General features: G+C 46.4%; 2 protein-coding genes. One reads left to right on the top strand and one right to left on the bottom strand.

The annotated features are described in order from the left end of the window. The first annotated feature begins 192 nt into the window (after positions 1–192). Positions 193–3,654 carry a PQQ-dependent sugar dehydrogenase gene (locus tag ACFQ2O_RS18715; protein ID WP_377531520.1) on the top strand — a complete coding sequence of 1,154 codons (3,462 nt, stop codon included), beginning with the start codon at positions 193–195 and terminating at the stop codon, positions 3,652–3,654. Positions 3,655–3,722: 68 nt separating this feature from the next. Here ACFQ2O_RS18715 and ACFQ2O_RS18710 read toward each other — a convergent pair whose 3' ends face one another. Next, positions 3,723–4,712: a PA14 domain-containing protein gene (locus ACFQ2O_RS18710; RefSeq protein ID WP_377531518.1), complete on the bottom strand. Its 990-nt coding sequence runs from the start codon at positions 4,710–4,712 to the stop codon at positions 3,723–3,725. Positions 4,713–4,815: the final 103 nt, after the last annotated feature.

Here is a 4,815-nt window from a genome sequence, read left to right as displayed (position 1 = left end):
TTCATTATTAATCTCAGTAATAATGAATTCTTAAAAGACAAGAGTATTATCACGTCTTGGTGATAATACTCTTGTCTGCAATCGTTTGGAAAATCAGATCTTATGCAAACATTTTACACTCTTATTAAAACCCTGTATCATTATTGTACCAGCCATAGCAGGAAAAAGCTAGCCACCTTGGCTTTCTCGCCTATGGCTTTAGCGATTATGCTTGCCATGTTTTGCAGCCAAACTGTGATGGCACAACCTCCTTCAGGCTTTGTTGTAGAGCCAATTGGAGGCGAGTGGAATACAGCTGTTGGATTAACTTTTTCTAAAGACGGTAAGCGCATGTATGTGTGGGAAAAGGGCGGCAAAGTATGGATAGTAGAAGATGGTGAAAGGCATGAGAAACCATTGCTGGATCTTACAGATGAGGTTGGTGATTGGGGAGACCATGGTTTGCTTGGTTTTACCTTAGATCCTAATTTTAATCAGAATGGCTTTATCTATCTGTTATATGTAGTGGATAGAAACCACCTGATGAATTTTGGAAAAGGAGGGTATAATCCTACAGCGATAAGCCAGAACGAAGCAACTATCGGAAGGGTAACCCGCTACACGGTAGATCTTCAGAATGGAGGCTCCTCTGTTAAAGCTAGTAGCCGAAAAATTCTGCTAGGAGAAACTGCTGCTACTGGTATTCCAATACTTTATGTCTCGCACGGGATCGGCTCAATTTCTTTCGGAGAAGATGGCTCTTTGTTGATTTCTGCCGGAGACGGCGCCACTGCAGGAGCATTAGACTCTGGATTTGATCCTAACAATCCTAATGATTCTTACACACCACAGGCACTTGCAGATGGTATCATTTCAAAAAAAGAGGATGTTGGTGCATTCCGTTCGCAACAGGTTGAGTCTTATAATGGAAAAATTCTTCGCATAGATCCGGCTACAGGTAACGGACTTCCATCTAACCCTTTTTACGATGCACGCAACCCTAAGTCTGCAGCATCTAAAGTATGGGCGCTTGGTTTAAGAAACCCTTTTCGCTTTACCATTCGTCCTGGCACAGGCAGTGGCAGTTTCCCTGGTATTATATATGTGGGCGATGTAGGCTGGATGGACTGGGAGGAGATAAATGTTGTTGATAAGCCGGGCATGAACTTCGGGTGGCCTTTGTATGAAGGTCTTGAAAAACAGCAATTCTACTACGGTAGGGGCACAGAAACAATGAATCCCTTTGCTCCCAATCCCTTATATACTGCTGAAGCAGGAGCAAATCCCTATTGTAAGCCGTTCTTCACGTTCGAGAGCCTTCTGAAGCAGCCCCTGAAATCTTCAGATCCTGTTTTCATGAACCCGTGCGATAATACTACCCCAATTGCAGCTAAGTATACTTTTGTGCACGCCAGACCTGCACTTGATTGGGTGAATAACATCATACGAGATGGTAAAATACCTGACGCTATTACAAGAACCGGCATATTTAAAGGCGAAGAAGCTGCTGTGATAGGAGTGGGTGAGGCAGGTTCTCCTGTCACGGGCAAGCCATTCTATGGAAGTTCTTCAACAGGAGGCATATGGTACACCGGCAATGACTTGCCGGCTGAATACAGAAATACTTACTTCTTTGGCGACTATGGTGCAGGCTGGATCAAAAACGCAAGTTTTGATAATGCTAACAGTCCGAAAGCGATAAGAAACTTTATCGATAAAGAAGCAACGGTAACTGCTTTTGCTACAAACCCGGTAACTGGCGGTTTATACTATATCGACTATGCTACCAAGGTGCATAAAATAGCTTATTATGGTGATAACACACCTCCGAAAGCAGTAGCAGAAGCCGATAAACTATATGGCGCGAGCCCGCTGGTTGTAAAGTTTACTGGCAGCAAATCTACTGATGCCGAAGGGCAGAACTTGACGTATGCCTGGGATTTTGGAGACGGATCTGCTATAGCAACAACAGCAAACCCAACCCATACTTTCACTTCGGCGGAAATAGGGAAGACTTATAAAGTAGTATTGAAAGTTACGGACTCCAAGGGTTTAAGCTCCACAAAGTCTTTAACGATAACATTGAATAACACGCCACCTGTGGTGGAGATAACAAGTCCTGCGGAGGGTACAAAGTATCCATTTGTTGGCTTGCCTAAGTATAACTTAAGAGCTAAAGTTACAGATAATGAAGATGCTGACGCTAAGCTAAAGTATGAGTGGCAGCTTGTAATGCACCACAACACGCACGTTCACCCGGAGCCTGTAGACACAAAACATGAAACAGAAGTTACTATTCAGCCTATTGGCTGTGACGGAGAGACATACTTTTACAGAGTACACCTGAAGGTTACAGACACGGGTGGCTTGTCAGCCTCAGATTTTGTAGACATCTATCCGGATTGTAGCGGTGGCGTTGTTGCAGCAGTAGCGTTAGATCTTCCAGAGGCTCCTAAGTATAATGTTGGTGCATCCATAGCGCTGAAGGTGAACTTTGCAGATTCTAATAGAGCCTGGGAAAAAGTGGAGTATTTTAACGGTGCAACGCTTCTTGGTACTGCAACAGCCGCTCCTTATACGTTTAACTGGCAAAATGCTAAATCAGGATCTTACAGTATAACTGCTAAGGCAACAGATATGCAAGGCCACTCCGTAGTTTCGGAAGCAGTACAGGTTACTGTTGGAAACGGACAAGTGGCAGAGCTTGATGATTGCTTGCCTGGCTTGAAACACTATGTCCATATGGATAAGGTAGAAAACGGAGTGATAGATGATTTTGCATCTAATGCTACAGCAAGTTGTACTGACTGCCCAACTGAGACTACGGGTATGTTCCATGGAGCGATGGCTTTTAACGGTGAGACAAATGGTGTAGATGTAAGTGATGCCACAAACTTTAACTGGAAAAAAGACGACAGCTTTACAATTAGCTTCTGGACACGCACAGATGCCACAGCTGCTGATAACATGGTTATAGTTGGGCGTAATGCCACAGAGTCAAGCATGCACTGGTGGATTGGCATGACGCCGGAAGGCTACGCTAACTTTAATTTGCTTGATAAAAACCACATTGGTACAGCTGTTGGTGGCAAAGGTCCTAAGATCAATGATGGGCAGTGGCACTATATAGTTGTGGTGCGAGATGAAGCTACCAACCAAAACTTCCTGTATGTTGATGGTGTTGAGGTTGAAAAGAAAACCCATAACTACGAGAGTAGCTTTGAAAGCCCAGTGGCTTTGAATATAGGATACTTGAAATTAAACCATGGTTACCACTATAAAGGTGATGTAGATGAGGTGAAGCTTTATGATAGAGCTCTTGATGTTAGTGCTATTTCAGGTACTTATAATGCGGGAGCTGGAAATTACTGTGGACTGACTCCGCTTGGTATAACAGATAACAAAACTTTTGCAGGAGTTTACGAGGTTTATCCTAATCCAACTCCATCAAGCCAGATAAATGTTTTTGTATCCGAGTTACAGCCTGCGGAAACAGTTACGCTTAAGTTGCTGGACATAACAGGTAAAGTTGTGCTGGAACAGCAGGCTACAGCTAAACCAGATGGTACTTTGAGTCTGTCTCTTCAGCCTAAGCAGTTTATATCTACTGGCCTTTACAACTTATTGCTTACCTCAAAAGAGCGTACGCTAAACAGAAAAGTAATTGTACAGTAGGAGTAAGCATTCCTGTAAAACAGAAAGGGCTGGCAATTTTGCCAGCCCTTTCTGTTTTACAGGAATGCTTACTCTTTTATCAATTTTATGCTGTTGCTCTTACCAGTCGCATCTGTGTATTTAAGGATATAAAGTCCGGTTTTTAGATCAGCCAAATTGATGCTTAGCTCATTGTTTACTAGTTCCGGCTTCTCAATTGTATATACAACACGTCCTGTTTGATCTAATACTGCTACCTGTGTTAACTCAACTTCTGATGAACCCAGGCTTAGCGTTACCACATCACGGAATGGGTTCGGATAAGCAGTTGCTTTAGCAAAGAATGGCTCAGAACTCATAGCAGCTGCTGTTTGAGTGGCTGCAAAAGTTTGTGTGCTTCCTATCGGAGAAAGTCTGTTACCGGCTATCGGCATCTCCTTTGCACCGCTCGGCAGCTGCCAGGCCACGGCCAGGTTGTCCCCGCCGCCGTCCTCCTTGTGGAGAGCCTCGATGTAGTAGCGCTTTCCAGCCTCGAGCTTCACGGTTGCCGACTTCTGGGATGCGTACTTGGCCCACTCCCTGGAGGCGGTGTAGCCGTTCACGAAGGCGATCTTTGCCTTGTTTGCCGGTGCCTCGGAGGAGCTCAGGAAAAGCTCAGCGTGGTCGTCCCCGGCGATCCAGAAGGTGTAGAGCCCCGTCTCGGGCGCAGTGATGAAGCCGCTGATGCGCTGTCCGTAGCTGTTGTCCACGTTGCTGGGCGCCTCGAAGGAGGAGAGCTCGGTGGTGCTGGTCGGCTTGGTGTTCGTCGGGATGCTTCCCACGTTGCCGCCTGCCACTGATGCCCAGAACTCACGGGTGATCTTGCCTGTTGCCACTGGTGTCGGAGCAGGAGTTGGAGCTGGCGAAGGTGCAGGAGTGGTAGTGGCGGTGCTGCTTCCTATCGGCGAGAGTCTGTTTCCTGCGATCGGCATTTCCTTTGCTCCGCTCGGCAGCTGCCAGGCCACGGCCAGGTTGTCCCCGCCGCCGTCCTCCTTGTGGAGTGCCTCGATGTAGTAGCGCTTTCCAGCCTCGAGCTTCACGGTTGCCGACTTCTGGGATGCGTACTTGGCCCACTCCCTGGAGGCGGTGTAGCCGTTCACGAAGGCGATCTTTGCCTTGTTTGCCGGTGCCTCGGAGGAGCTC

The organism is Pontibacter rugosus, from assembly GCF_042678745.1.
In the GTDB taxonomy this organism is placed as follows: domain Bacteria; phylum Bacteroidota; class Bacteroidia; order Cytophagales; family Hymenobacteraceae; genus Pontibacter; species Pontibacter rugosus.
Note: the sequence above shows the minus strand (reverse complement) of the source record. Positions and strands in the feature narration are given on the sequence as shown.